This window comes from Pararhodospirillum oryzae (assembly GCF_007992075.1).
GTDB lineage: Bacteria > Pseudomonadota > Alphaproteobacteria > Rhodospirillales > Rhodospirillaceae > Pararhodospirillum > Pararhodospirillum oryzae.
Genome location: NZ_BJZO01000006.1, coordinates 35304 through 55993, shown reverse-complemented (window position 1 = coordinate 55993; position 20690 = coordinate 35304). Strand labels below are relative to the sequence as shown.

Genomic DNA, 20690 nt, shown 5'->3' with positions numbered 1-20690 from the left:
CGCTCTCACAATCAAGCAAAAACATTCACCCGCCTTCCTTCAGCAACAGGAAGGCATCCGGGCCGGGCCTGCACGACACCCCTTCTCCAGAAATAAAAAATTCCACCTCTCCTTTCCATCGCGCCACGAAAAAATTAAAGTATACCGGTACAAATACAAACCAACGCACCCAACTTATACATAGGCAATGAAAATTACATTTGGATATTAAAAAATATTCTTATAGCGGAAAATCAGGCCTCCATGACCGATGACACCCCACAAAAGCATGAGTGCCCCATTTTGAAGCCACCACGGGAAGGACTGCCGAAAGAAAAGACAGCCAAAAAGCGAGGCGGGAAAAACCGCCCGCAAGAAAAAACAGAAATCGAAAAATTATCAAAAGAGCGCATTCCCCCCGCGAAACACAACGGGCCGGGCTCCGTTTCATCAATCATAAATTGATTGTTGCGAGAAAAATATCCTTTGCCTGCCCCGAAAAGCAGGCTCGTCCAGCGGGAGGGCTTCTCAAAAACAGGGGGCCGCAGAACGAAATCGGGCCCGACTCCCGGGCGGTGGATCCGCATTATCTTGACCGCCTTGATCCGGGCCCCTTCGCCCCTCACCCTTTCTCCCTTTCTCCCTTTCTCCCTTTCTCCCTTTCCCCCTTTCCCCCTTTCCCCCTTTCCCCCTCCCCCCGCCCTTGATCAGGCGCGGATCGTTTGAAGATGGAGCGTAAAAATGGAACCCACCCCCAACAACGAAGACACCGCCATCGTGAGCCGCAAGGGCATCTGCCTCATTGTCTACGTTCTATACATCATTGGATTTAGCAATGGATTGACCGCGATCGTTGGCGTTTTCATCGCTCATCTCCAAGACAGAACGTCCTCTCCCCTCGAAAAATCTCATTTTCAATTTCAGATCAGAACGTTCTGGTATGGCCTGCTGATGCTTGCGGTCGGCGCCATGCTTTCCATTGTCATCGTTGGATACGCCATCCTCTTCGCGTGGCTGGTCTGGACACTCTTGCGCTGCGTGAAGGGCCTGCTGCTCTTGAATGAAAACAAGCCGATCGCCGACCCGAACAGCCTGCTGCTTGGCTAGAACATTTTCAGCCGAAATGGGTACCGTTTCGGCGGTTCGAAAATGCGATATTTCAATAAGTTAGAGCGCATTCGCTGATTGATCGGAATGCGCTCCAAGCGAGGCCCCTTGCCCTTCGGCACGGGGCCCGCTCGCGCGTGGGGAGCGCCTGTCAACTTAGGAAAAATAACCGGGGATTAATTTTATACATTTGACCAGAAGCACCATCATGACAAATCCTGTTCCAGGGACACGAACGATAACGCACGTTATTCCGTTCACGATCCAGAATAAATCAACAGATCAGTGTCATGCAGAGAACAGAAATGACAACGGTTCTTCATGCCTTCATCATTGGGCTTTCCTTGATTGTCGCCATCGGAGCGCAAAATGTTTTCATTATCCGGGAAGGGCTGCGAGGCGGATACGTGTATAGCGCGGGCCTGATTTCCGCCTTGTGCGATTGCCTGCTCATCGCGACCGGGATTGTGCTCGTCTCCCGGATTTCCCAACGGATCGAATGGTTCGACGACGTCCTGCGGATCGGGGCCGTGTGTTTTTTGCTGTATTACGCGGGGAACGCCTTCTTCAACGCGCTTCGCAAAGCCCCCGTGGGCTGGGCCCAGGCCGAAGCGGCGCAAGGGCAGGTTCCTGGCAGCCGGAAAAGAACAATCGGGCTGGCCTTCGCGTTCGCGCTCGTCAACCCGCACGTTTATCTCGATACATTTGTCGTGCTGGGGGGCATGGGCGCGGCGCGAGAGGGCATGGAGCGTGTCCTTTTCTGGCTTGGCGCCTCCCTTGCCTCGTTCGTCTGGTTCATGGGAACCGGCCTTCTCTCCAGGAGACTCGCCCCGGTCTTGCAATCGGAGCGATCCGGCCGCCTCCTTGACGGGGCCATCGGAACGATTGTCCTGGTGCTGGCCGGACACCTCCTGATGGGCGTGTGGGAAAAATAGGACGCGCCGTCCGCGCGCGGCTCAGCGCCCCGCCCCGGTCCACAACAAGCTGGCCCGGGCTGCCTTGACCACCGCCCCGCTCAGTTCGTCAAGCAAGGCCGAGGACAGGCGCCTGGCCTGCCAGAACAGCGGAACATCGACGCACAGCCCCGGGATCAACTCGACCAGGGCCCCCTTTTCCAGCAGGCTCCCGACCAGGAGAGCGGGATTCATCCCCCAGCCCATTCCCCCCAGGGACACCTCGACGTAGCCGTGGGTGGACGGCAGCCAGTGGGTGGGGAAGGCCACGTCGTGCCCCACCGCCCGCCGTACCCACTGGTATTGCAGCGTATCCTTCTTGCCGAACACGATCCCGGGCGCCTGGGCCAGGGTGCGCGCATTCACCCCGTCGGCGAAATACCGCTCAAGAAATTCCGGGCTCGCGGTGGCGCGATAGCGCAGCGAGCCCAGGGGCGTGCTGTCACAGCCGGGAATCGGTTTTTCCAGGGTGGTCACCGCCGCCAGGACCTCGCCGCGCCGCAACCCGGTGGCGGTGTGGTCCTGATCCTCCACCGAAAGATCGAGAAGAAACCCCTGCCGTTTCGCGGCGCCCATGGCCGCGTCCAGGAACCATGTGGCGAGGCTGTCGGCATTGGTCGCGATGGGCAGGGTGATCCGGGACTCAAGGGCCTCCTCGCCCCCCAGGCTGGGCATCACCGCGCGCAGCTCTTGTTCCAGCATCGCCACCCGCTCGACGTGGCGGCAGATCTTCCGGCCTTCCTCGGTCGGGGTGCACGGCTGCCCCCGAACGATGAGGACGGCGCCGATCCGCTCCTCAAGCAGGCGGATCCGTTGGGAAACCGCCGACGGGGTGATGTTCAGGACATGCGCCGCGCGCTCGAAACTTCCTTCGCGCACGACGGCGGCCACCGCGAAAAGAGCCGGATATTCGAACATGCCCCCGGCTCCCTTGGTCGCCGTGCCCCGGATGCTTGGCGCGCCGCGCCTTGGACCGGCTCCGGGTGCCATGGTCCAAGCCTTTGTTTTCACGCCTGGCTTATCCGAAAGGCGGTTTTCGCCTTCCCCCGCCAAACCCTAAAAACCCCATTCAGAGGGCGCGCCGCGCGGGTCATGGGGTTTTTCCTTGAATCACAAAGCCTTCGGGAAGAAACTCTTCCCGAAGGCCCGGTGGTGGGGAAGCCCCCTGGAACGCCCGGGCCACGGGCATCCGGCAGGAAGCCTCAAGAAGCGGCGACGCGCACGTGCAAGGCCAGCGCGTCGGCCGGGGTTTCCATCTCCAGACCGTGCGGACTGGTGCGCACGATCGAATCATCCGGAAAACACCAGACGGTGGACGACGAACCATCCTGGGGCTGGGCGATGCGCCGGCCGCCGAAGCCGCGCGCGACCTCCTCGGCCAGCGCCGCTACCGCCGACGGCTCCATGTCCGCCTGCCATGTACTGCCAAAACGGGTTTCCATGGTCAGCGTGAACAGGTTGAGGGCGTGATACGATGTGGGCATAATCGGCATGACTGGCATCTCCTCGTGTCGGAACCCGGGGACCAGACCTCCGGACGCTTCCTCTCGCACCCGGCCTCTTCCCGGCGGGAAACCGCCCGAGACCGATATTGCAGTGCAAAATACCCCAGTCCTGCCGTTCTGACCATGGGATTTCACACAACGAAATGCTTTTTTAATCCCTTCCCCCTGTAAGGGCTAGTCCTGTTTCACTCAGATGACCCATGCGGTTGGGTCGTCCAATTTTCTCGCGCCGAGGCCCCATGAAACCTGATACCCGCCTCACCCACGCCGGCCGCCATCCCGACAAATACGACGGCGTGGTCAACACGCCGGTCTACCGGGCGTCGACGGTCACCTTCCCCACCGTGGGCGAAATGGGCCGACGATTCGCGCACCGGTTCGACACCCCGTACTATGGTCGCTACGGCACGCCGACCACCAACGCCCTGGAAGAAGCGGTGGCCGCCGCCGAGGGCGCGGCGTTTGGCGTTGCCACGGCGTCGGGCATGGGGGCGATTGCCGCGACCTTGCTGGCTGTGCTGGCCCCGGGCGATCACCTGCTGATGGTCGATTCGGTCTACGCGCCTACCCGCAAGTTCTGCGACTCGGCCCTTTCGCGCATGGGGATCACCACCACCTATTACGATCCCCTGGTCGGGGGCGCCATCGCCGATCTGATCACGCCGGCCACCCGTCTGGTCTTCTGCGAGTCGCCGGGATCGCTGACCTTCGAGGTTCAGGATATCCCGGCGATCGCGGCCGCGGCCCACAAGGCCGGCGCCCTGGTGGCCCTGGATAACACCTGGGCCTCGCCCTTGTTCTTCGCCCCCTTCACCAAGGGCGTGGACCTGTCGATCCAGGCGGCGACCAAGTACATTGTCGGGCATTCCGACGCCATGCTGGGCACCATCACCACCAACGAGCGGGCGTTGTACGAACGCCTGAAGGATACCTTGGTGATGTACGGCTATTCCACCGGCTCGGAAGAGGCCTACCTGGGCCTGCGGGGCCTGCGCACCTTGTCCGTGCGCCTGGAACGCCATCAGCGCAATGCCCTGGCCGTCGCCACCTGGCTGGCCGAGCAGCCCGAGGTCGCCCGGGTGTTGCACCCGGCCCTGCCCTCCGATCCCGGCCATGCCCTGTGGGCGCGCGATTTCACCGGGGCCTCGGGCCTGTTCGGGGTGCTGCTGCATCCGGGCACGGCCGAGGGGGTTCCCGCCATGCTCGACGGCATGACCCACTTCGCCATGGGCTTTTCCTGGGGCGGCTATGAAAGCCTGATCCTGCCCACCACGGGTTCGATTCCGCGCACCGCGTGCCCCTGGCCCCACACCGGCCCCAGCCTGCGCTTGCATGTTGGCCTGGAAGACCCGGCCGACCTGATCGCCGATCTGCGCGCCGGGCTGGACCGCCTGGCCTCGACCCCGGAAGGATCCACCTTGTGAATGAAAGCCTGTTCCCCGCCCCCGCCGTCGCGCTCGCGCAGGCCGATGTTCCCGTATGGGAGGCGGTCCGCTTCACGGCCGAGGGGCTGGTCCCCGCCATCGCCCAGCAGCACGACACCGGCGAGGTGCTGATGATGGCGTGGATGACCCGCGAAACCCTGGCCGAGACCCTGACCACCGGCCAGGCGTGCTACTGGTCGCGCTCGCGGGGCAAGCCCTGGCGCAAGGGCGAAACCTCGGGCCAGCGCCAGCGGGTGCTCGACGTGCGGCTGGACTGCGACGGCGATACCCTTTTGCTGCTGGTCGATCAGGACGGCGCCGCCTGCCACACCGGCCGGCGCACCTGCTTTTACCGCGCCGCCGACGCCAGCGGCACGCTCGCGACCCTGACCGAGCCCCTGGTGGACCCCGAGGTGCTGTACGGGCCCGGCGGAGGTCACCCGTGAGCCTGATTCCCGTCACGGTGCTGACCGGGTTCCTGGGCGCGGGCAAAAGCACCGCGCTGAACGCCTTGCTGCACCACCCCGGCCTTGCCGACACCGCCGTGATCGTCAACGAGCTGGGCGACGTGGGTCTCGACCACCTTCTGGTGGAAACCTCATCCGAGGATGTGGTGGTGCTCAACGCCGGGTGCCTGTGCTGCACGCTGCGCGGCGATCTGGTGCGCGCCCTGGGCGACTTGTACGCGCGCATGGTCCGCGACCAGATCCCCGAGTTCCGCCGGGTGGTCATTGAAACCACCGGGCTCGCCGACCCGGCCCCCCTTTTGCACACCCTCATGACCGATCCGCTGATCTCGGCCCGTTACCGGCTGGACGGGGTGGTGACGGTGATCGACGCCGTGCATGCCATGGGCCAGCTCGACCGCCATCCCGAGGCGGTCAAGCAAGCAGCGGTGGCCGACCGGCTGGTGCTCACCAAAACCGACCTGAGCCCGGATCCCCAGGCCCTGGACGCGCTAAAGACCCGCCTGCGCGCCCTCAACCCGGCGGCGCCCCAGCTTGTCGCCACCCATGGGGTTCTGGATCCCGCCCTGGTGCTGGACTGCGGCCTGTTCAGCGTGACCGGCAAGGCCCCCGACGTTGCCCGCTGGCTCAACGCCGAGGCCTACGCCGACACTTCCCACGCCCACGATCATGGGCATGATGGGCATGGGCATGGGCATGGGCATGGGCATAACCATGGACATGGGCACGATCCTGATCACGGGCACCCTCACCATGGGCATGGCCATGGGCACCACCATCATGGGGATGGGGATGGAGGCGACCATGCCCTGTCGCGCCACGACGACCACATCCGCGCCTATGCCCTGTCGTTCGACGCGCCGCTGGCCTGGGACGCGGTGGTGATGGCGCTCGACATGCTGATTGCCAGCCGGGGCGACGACCTGCTGCGCTTCAAGGGGATTCTCGACGTGGCGGGACGCGACCAGCCGATCGCGGTGCACGGCGTGCAGCACATTTTCCACCCCCCCACGCCGCTCCCCGCCTGGCCCGTGGGCCAACCGCGCCGCTCGCACCTGGTGTTCATCACCCGGGGCATCGAACGCGAAACCGTGGAGTCCCTGCTTGATGCCGTCTTGACCGAGGACGACGACGTCCTGCGGTAAAAAAAGCCCCTGGATAAAGAGCGAGCGCCGTGCCCGGGCCGTTGTTCCCGCACGGCGCTTCGAAGCCCTGCCCGCGCCGGCAAAGGCGCCGGACGCGCTGCTGTCGCGTTGTTCGAAAGTGGCCGTGTCCCGTTACGTGGTCCACCAGCGCGCTCACCGCGTTGATCTCCTGGAAAATTGTCCGATGTGATCCGCCTGGAAGGAGCGGTGGTGATGGTTGATGGGGTATGATATTTCCCCGAGGGAACCGTTGCGACTGCCAGAGGGGCCAGCGAAGAGCGATGTCTTGTTACACACAAGATTTGGCGGGCGCGGCACGCCGACACCTGCGGGCGGCCAACGAGCTTTTCACGGCGTCGTCGGCAGGCTCCCAACCCGGGTGCGGGGCGGTCGCGGGATATCTTTATGGGATGTGTGGAGAGTTGGCCGTGAAGGCGATGATGCGAGAGAGCGGCATGAGGCCATTGCCGTCGCAAGATCGCCGCGACGATCCGTACTACGCCCATTTCCCCACCCTTAAATCGCTTCTTCTCGATACCGTCAGCGGACGCAGGGCAGGCGCGCTGCGCCAGATCGCCGAGACGGCCTCCCTGTTTCAAAACTGGGATACCGACATGCGTTATGCCCCGACGGTGGAGATCGAAGCGCGTTGGGTGAAGGCCTGGAAAAACAGCGCCGAGGAGCTGCTTTCTCAAATGGACGCACTCTGATGGCGCCGTTTTTTTTCGACGACGCGCTGGTCCGTCTTGTCGAAACCTTGAGCGAGCGGATTGATCGCGCTTTCGTGGAGGAAGGGGTTGTCCTGCGCGATGCGTCCGGGCGCCTGACTTTCGTGGCCAACCGCCCGGCCCGGGACGAAAGCGAACGCCAGAGCCTTGGGGACGCGCTGATCGCCGCTCTGGGCCCCTACGCCCGTGCCGATCGTCCGATCAGCTTCAAGGGTGATGGGGGTGCCGACCCTGTTCTTGAGTCCCCGGACCGGCTGCCGATCCAGCTCGCAGAGGGGTTCTGCCGGCTGGTCGATCGCCGGATCGTCGGGTCCGGCTGGCTTGACACGCCGCTTGACGAGGCGGTTTTTCCTCCCCGGGTTGTCTTTGCCAGTTTGAAAGGCGGCGTCGGGCGCTCCACCGCCCTTGCCGTCGCGGCGGCGGATCTGGCGCGGCGCAATCGCAATATTCTGATCATTGACCTTGATCTGGAGGCGCCCGGTCTGGGGCACCTTTTGCTGGGTCCGGAGGAGCCCCCCCGGTACGGTGTCCTTGATTATCTGGTCGAAGACGGCCTTGGGGGCGTGCCGGATGCCCTTTTGCCTGATTTCATCGCGTCAAGTCTTCTGACGTCCGCAGGGGGCGGGCGCGTTGATGTCCTGCCCGCCCTGGGACAACGCTCCTTTGATCACCCTGAAAATGTTCTCCCCAAACTCTCCCGGGCCATGCTGGAGGATGTGGGGGACGGCGGCACGCACTCGGTGGCCGAGCAGATCTCGGCCATGATCACGCGGATCACGCGGCGAGAGCAGTACGACGCGGTTTTCATCGACAGCCGCGCGGGCCTCGCGGAACTGGCGGCTCCGGCCGTTTTGGGATTGGGGGCGACGGTGCTGTTGTTCGGCACGGCCCAGCAGCAGACCCTTGAAGGCTATCGGGCCCTTTTCGCGGCCTTGAGACTCCTGGCGCAGCGCGACAAGGATCAGGGGCGTGGCGCCGAGTGGCGGACAAGGCTGCGGCCGGTCTACGCCAAGGCCGGCCTGGACAACCGTGTCGCCGAGCGATTCACCGACGATCTGTACGAGCTTTATTCGGAATACCTCTACGACTCCGAGGAAGACAGCGCGGCGGATTCGGACCCTTTGCGATTCGCCCGGGACGACCCCGAAGCCCCCCATTGGCCGTTGGTGATTCCGTTTAACCAGAGTTTCATCGACTTTGATCCGTGCCGGACGGAAGGGCAGCTGTTGCAGCCCTTCTACGAGCAAACCTATCGATCCTTCCTGTCCGGCCTTGACGCGGCGATGGGCGCGGAGGGAGCACCGAAGGAACCGGAGGCATGACCCCCTTCCAGCCCGATTTCGCCGTGGTGCGTGCCGCCATGGCCTCGTTCGACCCGTCGCCGAGGGTTTCGCCCAACGCCGCGATTTCTGTTGACCAGGCCTTCCTGCCCGAAGGCCATCGCGGCGTGCTTGACCTTCGGCGGCAGTTGGTGGTGGGCAACCGGGGCATGGGAAAAAGCTTCTGGACCCATGCGTTGCTCAACCCGGAGGTCCGCACACGCCTGGCGGACTCTTATGGTCTTCCCCTGCTGGCGAAAACCCACGTTGTTGTCGGCTTCAATGGGTCCGAAAAGATCAATCCGACGGCGCCGACGATCAACGAAATGTCGGCTTTTATGAACCAGGGCGTGGACCCGGAGCGTCTCTGGCAGGCGGTTCTTGTTCGCATCGCTCGTGTTTATCTTCAACCTCAAGCGCCCGGTTCCCTCAGCGAGACAATCGACGCCGTGGGCGCGGATCCAACCTTGTATCCAACCGAGCTGTCTCGGGCGGATGATGCACTGGCCCGCAACGGCGAAACTCTCCTGGTCGTGTTCGATGCGTTGGAACACACCGCCCCTGATTGGGAAGGTATCCTTTCGTTGACTCGGGCTTTGCTGGCCCTGGCTGTCCGGCTTCAGTCCTTCCGTTCGATCCGCGCGAAAATTTTCATGCGGGTCGATCAGTTTTCCAACCAAAGCCTTTTTCGCTTTCCAGACAGCTCCAAGATCCGAAATGATCGCGTCACTCTGATGTGGCGGCCGAGCGAGCTCTATGGGCTGTTGCTGTTCGAGCTTCGCCGCACCGAGGCGTCGCGCCTCCAGTTGGATGGCATCGCCCGCGCCGAGCTTCTCCCCCCTGCCCGTCCCGAAGGATGGACGACCGAGCACTGCCAAACCCGGCTTATCAATGTCCTCGCCGGCGAATTCATGGGGAAGAGTAAAAAGCGCGGAAGGGTCTACACCTGGGTTCCCCTGCACCTGAGCGATGCCGCCGGTACCTGTTCACCCCGCAGCTTTCTGGCCGCCTGGAAGACGGCCGCCGAGCACAATCCTGCCCCGAAGGATCAGGCCGTCGATCACCTGGGGCTGATGGAAGGCGTGCGTTTTGCCTCGGAAAGCCGGTTGGCCGAGCTCAAGGAAGACTATCCCTGGATTGAACCGGCGCTTGACGCGCTGCGCAGACAGCTTGTTCCGATGGAACGCGCGCAGCTTTTCAACTTTTGGTCCGATCAAAATACGATTGTGCAGATCGAAGCCCAGGCCTCATCCGGACCTCGATATACACCAGTCCAGTTCGCGGGCGAGGACAAACTGGTGGCTCTGTTGTCGGCCATGCGCGACGTTGGGGTGATGGAAGAGCGCGCCAACGGCAAGATCAACGTCCCCGACATTTTCCGGGTCGAAGCCAAGATTCTGCGCAAGGGAGGCGTGGCCGTTCCCAAGCGCGCCGGTTAAGGGGGGGTATTTTTATTCCCCGAGGGGTCCCGGGGAGGCGAAGCCTTCCCGGGCCGGGGGTTGGGGGGCGGGAGCCCCCCGGGGCGCAAGCCCCGAACAGGACAACGGGACGCAAGCCCCGAAACAGCGGAGCGACGGGGCCGGAAAAGGCCCCGCCCGAGCCCCGCTCAGTTATCCAAAAAGCTGCGGAGCTTGCGCGAGCGCGACGGGTGCTTGAGCTTGCGCAGCGCCTTGGCTTCGATCTGGCGGATACGTTCGCGGGTCACGCTGAACTGCTGGCCGACTTCTTCCAAGGTGTGGTCGGTGTTCATGCCGATGCCAAAACGCATGCGCAAGACGCGTTCCTCGCGCGGGGTCAGGCTGGCCAGAACGCGGGTGCAGGTTTCGCGCAGGTTGGCGTTGATGGCGGCGTCGAGGGGCTGGATCGCGTTCTTGTCCTCGATGAAGTCGCCCAGGTGGCTGTCTTCCTCGTCGCCGATCGGGGTTTCCAGGCTGATCGGTTCCTTGGCGATCTTCAGGACCTTGCGCACCTTTTCCAGCGGCATCTGGAGCTTTTCCGCCAGTTCCTCGGGCGTCGGCTCGCGGCCGATTTCGTGCAGCATCTGGCGCGAGGTGCGCACCAGCTTGTTGATCGTTTCGATCATGTGCACGGGAATGCGGATGGTGCGGGCCTGGTCGGCGATCGAGCGGGTGATCGCCTGGCGGATCCACCACGTGGCATAGGTCGAGAACTTGTAGCCGCGCCGGTATTCGAACTTGTCCACCGCCTTCATCAGGCCGATGTTGCCTTCCTGGATCAGGTCCAGGAACTGCAATCCGCGATTGGTGTACTTCTTGGCGATCGAGATCACCAGGCGCAAGTTGGCCTCGATCATTTCCTTCTTGGCGCGGCTGGCCTCGCGTTCGCCCTTCTGGACGGTGGAGACGATGCGCCGGAATTCGGGGATGGGCAGCGAGGCGTGCTCGGAAACCTCGGCGATCGAGGCGCGGATTTCCAGGGCATCGGCGGCGTAGCGGGTGGTGAACTCCTTCCACCCCTTGCCCGGCAGGCGGGCCACGTCGTCGAGCCAGGTGGGATCCATTTCCCGACCCATGTAGCGTTCCAGGAACTCGGGGCGCTTGATGCGCGCGCGCTCGGCCAGGCGCAACAGCCGGCCTTCCTGGGCCATGAGCTGCTTGTTGAGCGCGTTGAGCTGTTCAACAAGCTGTTCGATGCGCGCGTTGTTGAGGTGGATTTCCTCCATCAGCGCGATCAGCTCGACCTTCATCTTTTCGTAGCGGCGCTCGACGGCCAGGGGCGGTTCCTCGCCCTTGTGGAGCGCGGCCAGGCGCTGGTCTTGCACCTTCTTGAGCTTGGCGTAGGTGGCGGCCAGACGCTCGAAGGTTTCCAGGACCCGGGGCATCAGCTCCTGTTCCATGGCGGCCAGCGAAACGTTGGTTTCGCCGTCCTCCTCGCCCCCTTCCAGGTCGCCCTCGCCGTTGGCGCCGTTTTCCTCGCCCGTGGCTTCCTCGTCCTCGTCGCCGGGGGTGGCCGGCTTGGCGGGGGCGGTGGTGGCGGGGCTGGTCGTGGCGCCGGGCGCCGCGGGGCGTCGTGGCGCGAGGCCGGGGGGCATCGGGAGTTCCCCGGTGTCGTCCGGGGTATCGGCTCCGGCGCCGTCGGCCTCCTCCTCGCCCTCTTCCAGGTCGGGCTGGCCGGCCTCGCCGTGGCCGTAGGTGGCGTCCAGGTCGATGATATCGCGCAGCAGCATCCGGCCTTCGACCAGGGCGTCGTGCCATTGCAGCACGGCGCGGATGGTCAGCGGGCTTTCGCAGATGCCGCCGATCATCATCTCGCGGCCGGCCTCGATGCGCTTGGCGATGGCGATTTCGCCTTCGCGCGACAGCAGTTCCACCGAGCCCATCTCGCGCAGGTACATGCGCACCGGGTCGTCGGTGCGGCCGATGTCGTCTTCGCTGATGTTGCCCGAGGCGGCGACGTCGCGCCCGCCCTCGTCCTCGTCGGTGGTGGCAACGGCCGAAGCCTCGCCTTCCTCGTCGTCCTCCACCAGGTTGATCCCCATGTCCGACAGCATGGCCATGGTGTCCTCGATCTGTTCCGAGGACACATCGTCCGGAGGCAAGGCGCCATTCAGCTCGTCATACGTGATGTAGCCGCGGTCCTTGCCGCGGGAGACCAGCTTCTTGACCGCGGCATTCATGGAATCCAGCAGCGGACCATCGCCTCCCTCGTCCTGAGGAGTGGTCGCTTCCGCCGTGCTGCCTGCCTTGCTCGCCATACGGTTATCCATCCTTCGCCCGTGTGTGACGGCCCTGGGCCGCCTCCTGTAACGCCTACCCGGTTTCGCCGCCCGGGAGAGACGCCGTTCCCGACCTGACCGGGTCTTCCTCCGGCGCGAGGCCGGTGGACGATGTCCCGTCGGTCCAGATATCCTGCTGCTTGACGGCCAGGAACAGATCCAGGCGATCCTGGGTCGTCTGATCCTTCAGCCGTTCCCCGGCGCGGCGGGACTCCTCTTGGAGGTCGGCGCGGCGGTGGATCCCATATGTATGGTCCCAACCGGCCCGCACCAAGGCCGGATCGGTTGTCTCCCGCGCAAAGCCGGCGTGCACGAACAGCACAGGCCGGAGCACCGTCGCGAGTTCCGCGGCGAAGCCTCCGGCTGTCAGGCGATCTTGCAACCCCTGCCTGTCAAGGGCTTTTTCCGATGCCAGCGTCATTACGACTTCCTGGCGCAACCTGTCAAGAGCAGGCTCGGCGAATGCCATCGCGCCCAGGCGCTCGCCCACGTGGTCGAACAGCCACGGGTGTTGCAGCACGGCGCCCAGCAGAACCATTTCGCGTACCCGCTCGGGGCGCGGCAGAGCGGGCAAGGGCGTGGCGACGGGCGGCAGGGAACGCGGTCCGGCCGGCGCGCGGCCCCGGAAGCCGCCCGATCCCTCGCGCTCGTTCCACCGCCCCGGGCCGGCGGCCCGCGACGGGGAGGCGCGCGGCGTTTCCCGCACCAGGGACCAGAACCGATTGCGCAGCGCGCCCTTGAAATGGTTTTGCACGGTGGGGTCGGCCAGGCGCCCGACAAAGGCATCGATGGCGCCGTCGAGGGCGGCGCGGCGCTCGGGGGTGCCGTCCAGGGGATGGGCCGCGTGCAGCAGCGACCACGCCATTTCCGAAAGCGGCTGGGCCGCGTCCAGCACCCGCGCCAGCGCGGCCTGCCCCCCCTCGCGCGCCAGGTCGTCGGGATCGCGGCCCGGGGGCAGCAGGGCGAAGCGCAGGCCCCGCCCGGGCTTGAGCAACGGAAGGGCGCGTTCCAGGGCGCGGGCGGCGGCGCGCTGACCGGCCCCGTCGCCATCGAAGCACAGCACGGGCTCGGGCGTGGTCTGCCAGAGCAGTTCCATCTGCGCTTCCGTCAGTGCCGTGCCCAGGGGGGCCACCGCGTGGCCCAGCCCGACCCGGGTCAGGGCGATCACGTCCATGTAGCCCTCGGCGACCACAAGGGTGCCCGCCGTGCGCGCCGCCTCGCGGGCCCGGGGCAGGTTGTAGAGGGTTTTTCCCTTGTGGAACAAAGCCGTATCGGGCGAGTTCAGGTACTTGGGCTGCCCGTCGCCCAGCAGGCGCCCGCCAAAGGCCACGATGCGCCCGCCGGCATCGGTGATCGGGAAGATCACGCGGTCGCGAAAGGTATCGTAGGCGGCCCGGCCGTCGCTGGGCCGGGTGAGCAGGCCGAGGTCGATCAGGGCGGCCTCGTCGGTGTCCTCGCGCAGCAAGGCGGCGCGCAGGGCGTTGCCTCCGGGCGCGTAGCCCAGGCGAAACAGCCCGGCAAGATCGGGGGACACGCCGCGCCGCTCCAGGTAGCGGGCGGCCTGCTGCCCCTCGGGACGACGCAGGGCCTGTTCGAAAAACGAGGCGGCCCGGGCCATCAGCTCGCGCCGGGCCGCCTTGCGCCTGCCGGCGTCGCGCGAGTCGTCGGCATCGTGGCCCGAGTCGCGGGGGATCTCCAGCCCGGCCAGGCTGGCCAGGCGATCGACCGCCTCGCGAAACGGCAGGTTGGCCGCGCGCATCTCGAAGGTGATGACGTCGCCATGGGCCCCGCAGCCGAAGCAATGAAAGAACCCCTTGTCGTCGTTGACCGTGAACGACGGAGTCTTTTCGTTGTGGAACGGACATAGACCATGGTGCTCGCGCCCCTTGCGGGTCAGCTTGACCCGCGCGCCGATCACCGACGACAAGGTCAGGCGGGCGCGGAGTTCATCGAGAAAGCTTTCCGGCAGGGCCATGGGGGTGCCTTCGGCACGCGGGGGAGCAGCGGGGGGGGACGGGCGGCGCGAACCGCCCTGGAGTCCGTCAGCTTCGGATTGACGCGGACAGACCGTGGATCCCTTTGTCTGAGTTTGTCTTTTCGGGAAAAGTGGTGCTCCCTTTTCCCGGGCGGACTCTTAGGCCAGGTGCTTCTTGGCCAGGGCGCCGGCGCGCGCCAGATCCATGCGCCCGGCGTAGCGTTCCTTCAAGGCGGCCATCAAACGGCCCATGTCCTTGAGGTTCTGGGCGCCGATCTCGGCCATGGTCGCCGAAACCGCCTGTTCGATCTCGGCTTCGGTCATCTGGGCGGGCAGGAAGCGTTCGATCACCTCGATCTCTTCTTGCTCCTGCTGGGCCAGTTCCAGGCGGCCGCCTTGCTCGTACAAGGCAATGCTTTCACGACGCTGCTTGACCATGGCCTGAAGCATGGCCAGAATCTCGTCATCGCCGATCCCGGCCGGATTGCCGTTGCCCCGTGCGCTGATGTCGCGGTCCTTGAGGGCGGCCAGAATCAGACGCACCGTCGAAAGGGCCCGCTGGTCCTTCTGGCGCATGGCGTCCTTCATGGCCTCGTTGAGGGTGGCTCGCAACATGGTGTCCTCTTCCAAGGTAACGGGAAGCGGCCACGTTACTCCAAAAGCCTTGTCGAGGGAAAGCCCCCTGGTTTCCTATAGTCTTTTGAAAAACAACGTTTTTCTATTTCACGCCGGCCTTGACTTCTCCATATTGTTCGCGTAGAACCCGCCCCGGTCCACACGTTCGGCGCAGTGGATGGCCCGATGGCGCCCGACTTTCGGAAGCACGGGAGCCCACTCGCTTCCTGGGGTTTAAAGTCCCGGGCGGCGCGATGCCATGGCGTCGCGCGAAAAGGGTGGGGGTGCGCCCATACTGTTCCGGGAAGAGAGATGATGAGCACCACCCTGCCCACGCCCCGCCCCCATGGCGCGACCGCCGTTCTGGCCCTGGCCGACGGCTCCCTATACTGGGGACAAGGCGCCGGCGCCGTGGGCGACGTGGTTGGTGAAGTCTGCTTCAACACCGCCATGACCGGCTACCAGGAAGTGTTGACCGATCCTTCCTACGCCGGCCAGATCATCACGTTCTGCTTTCCCCACATTGGCAACGTCGGCACCAACACCGAGGATATCGAGGGCACGGTGCCGGCGGCGCGCGGCTGCATCCTGCGCGCCGAGATCACCGATCCTTCCAACTGGCGTTCCGGCCAGTCTCTCGACGAATGGCTGAAGGCACGCGGTCTCGTGGCCCTGACCGGGATCGACACCCGGCGGCTGACCCGGCGCATCCGCTCGCTGGGCGCGCCCTCGGGCGTGCTCGCGCACGCGCCCGACGGCCAGTTCGACCTTGAAGCCCTGGTTGCCAAGGCGGCCGCTTGGCCCGGGCTCAAGGGCATGGACCTGGCGCGCGAGGTTTCGTGCACCCAGACCTACACCTGGAGCGAAACCAACTGGGCGCTCAAAGGGGGCTACGGGCAGCTCGACGCGCCGCGCTATCACGTGGTGGCGCTCGACTTCGGGGCCAAGCGCAACATCTTGCGCAATCTGGCCGCGCTCGGCTGCAAGGTCACGGTGGTGCCGGCCACGACCAGCGCCGAGGATGTGCTGCGCCACCAGCCCGATGGCATCTTCCTGTCGAACGGCCCCGGCGATCCGGCGGCGACCGGGGAGTACGCGGTGCCGGTGATCAAGACCCTGGTCGAGTCGGGCAAGCCCCTGTTCGGGATCTGCCTGGGCCACCAGATGCTGGCCCTGGCGTTGGGCGCGCGCACCTTCAAGATGGACACCGGCCACCGGGGCGCCAACCACCCGGTCAAGGACCACACCACCGGCAAGGTGGAAATCACCTCGATGAACCATGGCTTCGCCGTGGACCGGGCCACCTTGCCCGCCGGCGTCACCGAAACCCACACCAGCCTGTTCGACGGCGTGCTGGAAGGGCTGGCGGTGGAGGGCCGTCCGGTGTTCTCCGTGCAGTACCATCCCGAGGCCTCGCCCGGCCCGCAGGACAGCCACTATCTGTTCCAGCGCTTCGTCGACCTGATGGCCGCCCAACGCGGCTGACGGATGAAGAACCGGGGGTGGCGCCAGCCGGGCCCGGTTCCTTGTCCTGTCTTGTTCTTCCCCCAGCCGGTCCTCGGGCCGGCTCCACGCCACGGCACCGTCCGTCCCCGGCGGCGGGCGCGACCCGAGGGAAATAGTGATGCCCAGACGCACCGATATCCATAGCATCCTGATTATTGGCGCCGGCCCCATCGTGATCGGGCAGGCGTGCGAGTTCGACTATTCCGGGGCCCAGGCGTGCAAGGCGCTGCGAGCCGAGGGATATCGGGTGATCCTGGTCAATTCCAATCCGGCCACGATCATGACCGATCCGGACACGGCCGACGCCACCTACATCGAGCCGATTACCCCGGAGATGGTCGAGGCGATCATCGAACGCGAACGCCCCGATGCCCTGCTGCCGACCATGGGCGGCCAGACCGCGCTCAACACCGCCATGACCCTGGCCGACCGGGGCGTTTTGGAACGCTTCGGCGTCGAGATGATCGCGGCCCGCCAGGACGTGATCGCCAAGGCCGAGGACCGCTTGCTGTTTCGCGAGGCGATGACCCGCATTGGCCTGGAAAGCCCGCGCAGTGCCCTGGTCCACTCGGTGGACGAGGCGCAGGCGGCGCTGGAGGAAATCGGCCTGCCGGTGATCATCCGCCCCAGCTTCACCCTGGGCGGCCAGGGGGGGGGCATCGCCTTCAACCGCGCCGAGTACGACCGCATCATCGCGAGCGGCCTGGCCGCCTCGCCCATCCGCCAGGTGCTGGTCGAGGAAAGCGTGCTGGGCTGGAAGGAATACGAGATGGAGGTGGTCCGCGACCGCGCGGACAACTGCATCATCGTGTGTTCCATTGAAAACGTCGATCCCATGGGCGTGCACACCGGCGACTCCATTACCGTGGCGCCGGCGCTGACCCTGACCGACAAGGAATACCAGATCATGCGCGATGCCTCGATCGCGTGCCTGCGCGAGATCGGGGTGGAGACGGGCGGCTCGAACGTGCAGTTCGCGGTCAACCCGGAAGACGGGCGCCTGGTGGTCATTGAAATGAACCCCCGGGTGTCGCGCTCGTCGGCGCTGGCGTCGAAGGCCACCGGCTTCCCCATTGCCAAGGTCGCGGCCAAGCTGGCCGTCGGCTACACGCTTGATGAACTGGCGAACGACATCACCGGCGTGACCCCGGCCAGCTTCGAGCCGACCATTGATTACGTGGTCACCAAGCTGCCGCGCTTCACGTTCGAGAAATTCCCCGACACCGAACCGCTGCTCAGCTCGTCGATGAAATCGGTGGGCGAGGCGATGGCGATCGGCCGCACCTTCGCCGAAAGCCTGCAAAAGGGCCTGCGCTCGCTTGACATCGGGCTGAATGGCCTGGACGAAGTCGAGATTCCGGGCGCGGCCGGCACCGATGGCAAGGACGCGATCCGCGCCGCCCTGTCCAAGGCCCGCCCCGACCGCCTGCTGCTGATCGGCCAGGCCTTCCGCCAGGGCTTCACCATCGAGGAAGTGCAGGCCATTTGCCACTATGACCCGTGGTTCCTGGCCCGCCTCAAGGAAATCGTCGACGAGGAAGAGCGCCTGCGCAAGGACGGCCTGCCCACCGACGCCGTCGGCATGCTGCGGGTCAAGAAGATGGGCTTCTCGGATGCCCGCCTGTCGGCGCTGACCGGCAAGAGCCTGACCGAGGTGTCGTTCCGCCGCCAGGTGCTGAACGTGCGCCCGGTGTACAAGCGCATCGACACCTGCGCGGCCGAGTTCGCCTCGCACACGCCTTATCTGTACTCGTGCTACGAGGGCGACGGCGTGAGCCCGGCCGAGTGCGAGGCCGACGTGTCGGACCGCGACAAGGTGATCATCCTGGGCGGTGGTCCCAACCGCATCGGCCAGGGCATCGAGTTCGATTATTGTTGCGTGCATGCCGCCTACGCGCTGTCGGAAGCCGGGTTCGAGACCATCATGGTCAACTGCAACCCGGAAACGGTCTCGACCGACTACGACACCTCGGATCGCCTGTACTTCGAGCCGCTGACTCCCGAGGACGTCATTGAACTGGCGCGCAAGGAGCAGGAAAAGGGCCGCCTGCTGGGCTGCATCGTCCAGTACGGCGGCCAGACCCCCCTGAAGCTGGCCCGCCACCTGGAGGCCGCCGGCCTGCCGGTGCTGGGCACCTCGCCCGATGCCATCGACCTGGCCGAGGACCGCGAGCGCTTCCAGAAGCTGCTGGTCCAGCTGGGCCTGCTGCAACCGCGCAACGGCGTGGCCCTTTCGGTGGAACAGGCCCGCGCCGTGGCGGCCACCATCGGGTATCCGGTGGTCATCCGCCCGTCCAACGTGCTGGGCGGGCGCGCCATGCAGATCGTCCACGACGAAGAGCAGCTCAACACCTTCATGGTCGACGCGGTCAAGGTGTCGGGCACCCAGCCGGTGCTGATCGACGGCTACCTGGCCGGCGCGATCGAGGTGGACGTGGATGCCATCGCCGACGGCGAAACCATCTATGTCGCCGGCATCATGCAGCACATCGAGGAAGCGGGCATCCACTCGGGTGATTCCGCGTGCTCGCTGCCGCCCTATTCGCTGGACGAGGAGATGGTGGCCGAGCTGACCCGCCAGACCGAGCTGCTGGCCCGGGCGCTGTCGGTGCGCGGCCTGATGAACGTGCAGTACGCCATCCAGGGCCGGACCATCTACCTGCTGGAGGTCAACCCGCGGGCCTCGCGCACCGTGCCGTTCGTGGCCAAGGCCACGGGGGTGCCGGTGGCCAAGATCGCGGCCCGGGTCATGGCCGGGGCCCGTCTGGCCGACTTTGGCCTGAAGCCGCCGGTGCTGGCCCACGTGGCGGTGAAGGAAGCCGTGTTCCCGTTCGCGCGCTTCCCCAACGTGGACATCGTGCTCGGCCCCGAGATGAAATCCACGGGCGAGGTCATGGGCATCGACACCACCTTTGCCCGGGCCTACGCCAAGTCGCAGCTGGGCGCCGGCGTCGCCCTGCCCCAGAAGGGGACCGCCTTCCTCAGCGTGCGCGATGCCGACAAGGCGGCCATTTTGCCCATCGCCCGCGATCTGGCCGGCCTGGGCTTTGCCCTGGTCGCGACCAAGGGCACGGCGGCGTTCCTCGAAAGCCAGGGCATGGAGGTCAGCACCGTGAAAAAGGTGCTGGAAGGACGCCCCAGCTGCGTGGATGTGATGCTGAGCGGCGAAATCCACCTGGTGGTGAACACCACCGAGGGGATCCAGTCGCAAAAGGACAGCTTCGACATCCGCCGCACCGCGTTGATGCGCAACATTCCCCACTACACGACGGTGGCGGGTGCCGAGGCGGCGGTCAAGGCCATGACCGCCATTCGTCAGGGGCACCTTGAAGTGGCGCCGTTGCAGGAATATTTTGGGAGCCCGTAACCGGTTTCGACCCGGTACGGAAAATTGGCAGCGCCCCCGGTGGGGCAGACGTCGGCGGACACCGCCCCCCGGCTGGGGGCGGAACCGTCGGCGTTGGGCTGTCCGGCGACCGGCGCGGCCCCGAGGGGTCGGTCTGGCGACATTCTGGTGAAGGCGAGGGTTGCACATCCATGGAAAAAATCCCCATGACCCCGGTCGGACTGGCCCGCCTGGAAGAGGAATTGCGGAACCTGAAGCTGGTGGAGCGGCCGGCGGTGATCGCGGCCATCAGCGAGGCTCGCGAGCATGGCGATCTGTCCGAGAATGCGGAATACCACGCGGCGCGCGAGCGCCAGAGTTTCATCGAGGGGCGCATCAAGGAACTTGAAGATATCGTCAGCCGGGCCGAGGTGATCGACATCACCAAGATGAGCGGCAAGACGGTGCGCTTTGGCGCGACCGTGACCGTGGCCGACGACGACACCGACGAGGAAATGACCTACCAGATCGTGGGCGCCCACGAGGCCAACCTGAAGGAAGGCCGCATCAGCGTGCACTCGCCGATCGCCAAGGCCCTGATCGGCAAGAACCTGGGCGATTCCATCGAGGTGAAGGCGCCGGGTGGCTCGAAGTTCTATGAAGTGGTGGCGGTCAAGTTCGGCTGATCCCCCCCGCCCTTTTTTCTGAAAAAAAGGGCTTGCACGGGCCCGGCGGAGTGCGTATAAACCCGTCCTCCGCCGCACCGCTGTCCCCATCGTCTAGCGGTCCAGGACGTCAGCCTCTCACGCTGAAAACAGGGGTTCGATTCCCCTTGGGGACGCCAGTGCCTTCTGCCCGCTCAGGTCGGGCAGACACCACGCCAGAAACACCCCATGCCTTGGGTGT

General features: G+C 65.3%; 17 protein-coding genes and 1 tRNA gene. 13 read left to right on the top strand and 5 right to left on the bottom strand.

The window, feature by feature from the left end; all coding sequences use genetic code 11:
• Positions 1-243: 243 nt before the first annotated feature.
• From ROR02_RS01985 to ROR02_RS01975, 3 genes are all read left to right on the top strand, one after another.
• Positions 244-444, top strand: coding sequence for a hypothetical protein (locus ROR02_RS01985; RefSeq protein WP_147162331.1), 201 nt, complete (start codon positions 244-246; stop codon positions 442-444).
• Positions 445-720: 276 nt separating this feature from the next.
• Complete coding sequence (locus ROR02_RS01980; RefSeq protein WP_147162330.1) at positions 721-1086, top strand: DUF4870 family protein; 366 nt, start codon at positions 721-723, stop codon at positions 1084-1086.
• A 305-nt stretch (positions 1087-1391) separates the two neighbouring features.
• The gene (locus tag ROR02_RS01975) at positions 1392-2021 is read left to right on the top strand and encodes a LysE/ArgO family amino acid transporter (protein ID WP_170244915.1); all 630 of its coding nucleotides are present in this window, start codon (positions 1392-1394) and stop codon (positions 2019-2021) included.
• A gap of 21 nt (positions 2022-2042) precedes the next feature.
• Here the strand turns inward: ROR02_RS01975 and ROR02_RS01970 are convergent, their stop codons facing one another.
• The gene (locus tag ROR02_RS01970) at positions 2043-2957 is read right to left on the bottom strand and encodes a LysR family transcriptional regulator ArgP (protein WP_147162328.1); all 915 of its coding nucleotides are present in this window, start codon (positions 2955-2957) and stop codon (positions 2043-2045) included.
• A gap of 284 nt (positions 2958-3241) precedes the next feature.
• A complete protein-coding gene (locus ROR02_RS01965; RefSeq protein WP_147162327.1) occupies positions 3242-3532 on the bottom strand; it encodes a hypothetical protein in 291 nt (96 codons plus the stop codon).
• 251 nt (positions 3533-3783) lie between these two features.
• On the opposite strand from ROR02_RS01965, the gene metC reads away from it, so the two are divergent.
• From metC to ROR02_RS01935, 6 genes are all read left to right on the top strand, one after another.
• Positions 3784-4968, top strand: coding sequence for a cystathionine beta-lyase (gene metC / locus ROR02_RS01960; protein WP_147162326.1), 1185 nt, complete (start codon positions 3784-3786; stop codon positions 4966-4968).
• Positions 4969-4976: 8 nt separating this feature from the next.
• Positions 4977-5414 carry a phosphoribosyl-AMP cyclohydrolase gene (gene hisI, locus ROR02_RS01955; protein WP_246135357.1) on the top strand — a complete coding sequence of 146 codons (438 nt, stop codon included), beginning with the start codon at positions 4977-4979 and terminating at the stop codon, positions 5412-5414.
• A complete protein-coding gene (locus ROR02_RS01950; protein WP_147162325.1) occupies positions 5411-6580 on the top strand; it encodes a CobW family GTP-binding protein in 1170 nt (389 codons plus the stop codon). Before hisI ends, ROR02_RS01950 begins: the two co-directional genes overlap by 4 nt.
• A 428-nt stretch (positions 6581-7008) precedes the next feature.
• Positions 7009-7290: a hypothetical protein gene (locus ROR02_RS01945; protein ID WP_147162324.1), complete on the top strand. Its 282-nt coding sequence runs from the start codon at positions 7009-7011 to the stop codon at positions 7288-7290.
• The gene (locus ROR02_RS01940; RefSeq protein WP_147162323.1) at positions 7290-8630 is read left to right on the top strand and encodes a KGGVGR-motif variant AAA ATPase; all 1341 of its coding nucleotides are present in this window, start codon (positions 7290-7292) and stop codon (positions 8628-8630) included. Before ROR02_RS01945 ends, ROR02_RS01940 begins: the two co-directional genes overlap by 1 nt.
• Positions 8627-10066: a hypothetical protein gene (locus ROR02_RS01935; protein ID WP_147162322.1), complete on the top strand. Its 1440-nt coding sequence runs from the start codon at positions 8627-8629 to the stop codon at positions 10064-10066. Before ROR02_RS01940 ends, ROR02_RS01935 begins: the two co-directional genes overlap by 4 nt.
• Before the next feature lie 167 nt (positions 10067-10233).
• Here the strand turns inward: ROR02_RS01935 and rpoD are convergent, their stop codons facing one another.
• From rpoD to ROR02_RS01920, 3 genes are all read right to left on the bottom strand, one after another.
• The gene (gene rpoD / locus ROR02_RS01930) at positions 10234-12342 is read right to left on the bottom strand and encodes an RNA polymerase sigma factor RpoD (RefSeq protein WP_147162321.1); all 2109 of its coding nucleotides are present in this window, start codon (positions 12340-12342) and stop codon (positions 10234-10236) included.
• Between the two features lie 55 nt (positions 12343-12397).
• Complete coding sequence (gene dnaG / locus ROR02_RS01925; protein ID WP_147162320.1) at positions 12398-14338, bottom strand: DNA primase; 1941 nt, start codon at positions 14336-14338, stop codon at positions 12398-12400.
• 159 nt (positions 14339-14497) lie between these two features.
• A complete protein-coding gene (locus ROR02_RS01920) occupies positions 14498-14953 on the bottom strand; it encodes a GatB/YqeY domain-containing protein (RefSeq protein WP_147162319.1) in 456 nt (151 codons plus the stop codon).
• Positions 14954-15268: 315 nt separating this feature from the next.
• Between ROR02_RS01920 and carA the strand changes: the two genes are divergently transcribed.
• The 4 genes from carA to ROR02_RS01900 all read left to right on the top strand — a co-directional run bounded on the left by carA (position 15269) and on the right by ROR02_RS01900 (position 20628).
• Positions 15269-16438 carry a glutamine-hydrolyzing carbamoyl-phosphate synthase small subunit gene (carA, locus tag ROR02_RS01915; protein ID WP_147162344.1) on the top strand — a complete coding sequence of 390 codons (1170 nt, stop codon included), beginning with the start codon at positions 15269-15271 and terminating at the stop codon, positions 16436-16438.
• Positions 16439-16577: 139 nt separating this feature from the next.
• Positions 16578-19826 carry a carbamoyl-phosphate synthase large subunit gene (gene carB, locus ROR02_RS01910; RefSeq protein WP_147162318.1) on the top strand — a complete coding sequence of 1083 codons (3249 nt, stop codon included), beginning with the start codon at positions 16578-16580 and terminating at the stop codon, positions 19824-19826.
• A gap of 170 nt (positions 19827-19996) precedes the next feature.
• Positions 19997-20470, top strand: coding sequence for a transcription elongation factor GreA (gene greA / locus ROR02_RS01905; RefSeq protein ID WP_147162317.1), 474 nt, complete (start codon positions 19997-19999; stop codon positions 20468-20470).
• 82 nt (positions 20471-20552) lie between these two features.
• A tRNA-Glu gene (locus ROR02_RS01900) sits at positions 20553-20628 on the top strand.
• Positions 20629-20690 lie beyond the last annotated feature (62 nt).